Here is a 2,072-nt window from a genome sequence, read left to right on the forward strand (position 1 = left end):
AGCACTGCCTCTCCCATACCGACCCAACCGACAAAGGGATTGTCCTGAAGCACTTGTGGAGTGTGGACGTGGCCGAGAATCCATGCGTCGAAGCCACAGGCCTGTAGCTGTTCGAGTGTCGTGGGCAAGCATATGCCTTTGGAGAATTCACCGGTCACTGATGAATGCAGCAATCCCAGGTGCGGCTCGGTGCTCTGGCGGGTTGGAAAGGTGAGTGTGCGGAGGTCGGGATCGGCAGCCACCGCGGCGGTGACAACGGTAGCGCCGGCGCAGTGAAAGGAGTGAACGTCGGAGGGATGAACCGCTACAGGCGAAGAGAAACTAAGTTCGTGGTGGACGTCGTGATTCCCGGAGATGAAATGGACGTCGCTGAAAAGCTCGCATGCGCGAGCCATGACTTTCTCTGCTTGGGGTACGTACGTAGCTGCGTCGGCTTTGCGGTCAATGATGTCACCGAGGCAGATACATGCATCCGCAGTCGTGACCTCCAGTACGTTTAGTGCCCACTCCATGCCTGGCGCGTCGGGGCGGCCAAGGTGAAGGTCCGCGAAAATCAGGATATTACCCACGGGCCCTCCTTCCTTGCCACCAAGTGATTAGGACTAGCACGACAGTGGAGGTTCCTACACCGATGAGCGTCATAGCCATGGCTTCAGCGCGGTGGCCCTGGTCAAATTGGTTCATGATCCACGGCGCAAGGAGATTGAGCTGGCTCGGGCGGATCAGGGAAGACATAACCAGCTCGCGGAACCCTACAAAGAACGCTAGCAGCCAGCCAGCAAAGATGCCCGGGGCGAGCAGCGGCAAGGTGATGCTACGCAACGTGTGGGAGGCGGAGGCGCCGGACACGGCGGCTGCCTCGTAGACCGACGGGGAAACCGCGCCGGCGGAGGTCTTGATGTTCTGCACCGCCATGGGCAGGAAGAGAACAGTAAAAGCCATGACAAGAATGATCATGGAGCCATAAGGTGTCCATGGCAGCCAGGGAGCGTTCCATAGGAGAATGAAGCCAATGGCGAGAACGATTCCGGGGACGGTATCCGGTGCTACAGCAAGGAAGTCGACAACCCGGGCGCTGACCTGCTTGGTTCGCTGGGTGAGCAAGGTGACCGCGATGCCAAGGATGACCGCGGTCGTGGCGCCTACTGCGCCGAGGGCAATAGAACGCAGCAAAGCTTCCTGGGCGGAAGGCATCTGCAGGACGATGGCGAAATAGTCGAAGGTAAGGTTCTGAGGCGTTGGGGGCGCAGAGCGCAGAATGGTCATTGCTGCCAGGGTGATGGAAATATACGGGATGAGCACCGAGCAGGCGATGATGAGGAAGGTGACTAAGCCGCCGAGCGCCTTGCCCGCAGCGCCGATGTGGAGTGAGACCTGACGGGAGACTCGTCCACCACCGGTGAGGTCTCGCCGCGAGACCCATTGCTGGAATGCCCACGCGCCGACACCAAGTGCGAACAATACTGATGAGGACGCTGCTGCATCAGAGAAACTCAACGGGTCAATGGTGACGTCTTGGTAGATGGAGGAGACCAAGACTGTGAAGCCGATGGCGTTTCCCAAGGTAACCGGGGTGCCGAACTCGCCGGCGGCCTTAATGAAAATGATCAACGCGCCGAGCGAATACGGGCCCACGACGGCGGGCAAAATGATACGGCTTACCTGTTGCCAACGGCTGGCGCCAGCAACCTGAGCCATTTCCAGAGAGGACGCAGGGATCGATGTCAGGCAGTTGCGCAGGATGAGATAAAGAAAAGGGAAGAGCTCGCATGCCATGATGAAGGCCATGCCGGGAACCGAGTAGATAGCGTCATGCGCAAGCTTGCCCACGGTATGGCCGAAGAGCAATTCGGAAACTCCACCGCGGCGAGTGAAATCCATCCACGCCATTGCTGCGGCAAAGGGGGGAGTCATGAAGGGAATCATGATGGCGACTTCTATCCAGTTCGCCTTTGAGAACGGTGTCCACGCGCGCAGGAAAGCTAGCGGGGCGGCGAACAGAGTAGAAAAGACCACCACGAGGAAGGAGAGGACGACCGTATTGAGCAGCACCTCTCCCATGCCCGGTTCCA

At 59.0% G+C, this 2,072-nt stretch carries 2 protein-coding genes; both read right to left on the bottom strand.

The features are described 5' to 3' along the window. A partial coding sequence (locus RDN59_RS12125; RefSeq protein WP_308608054.1) for a metallophosphoesterase occupies positions 1-569 on the bottom strand: 569 nt, incomplete at its 3' end. Then, the coding region (locus RDN59_RS12130) for an ABC transporter permease subunit (protein ID WP_308608055.1) at positions 562-2,072 on the bottom strand (1,511 nt) is incomplete at its 5' end. The genes RDN59_RS12130 and RDN59_RS12125, both read right to left, overlap by 8 nt.

The organism is uncultured Corynebacterium sp., assembly GCF_902489365.1.
In the GTDB taxonomy this organism is placed as follows: domain Bacteria; phylum Actinomycetota; class Actinomycetes; order Mycobacteriales; family Mycobacteriaceae; genus Corynebacterium.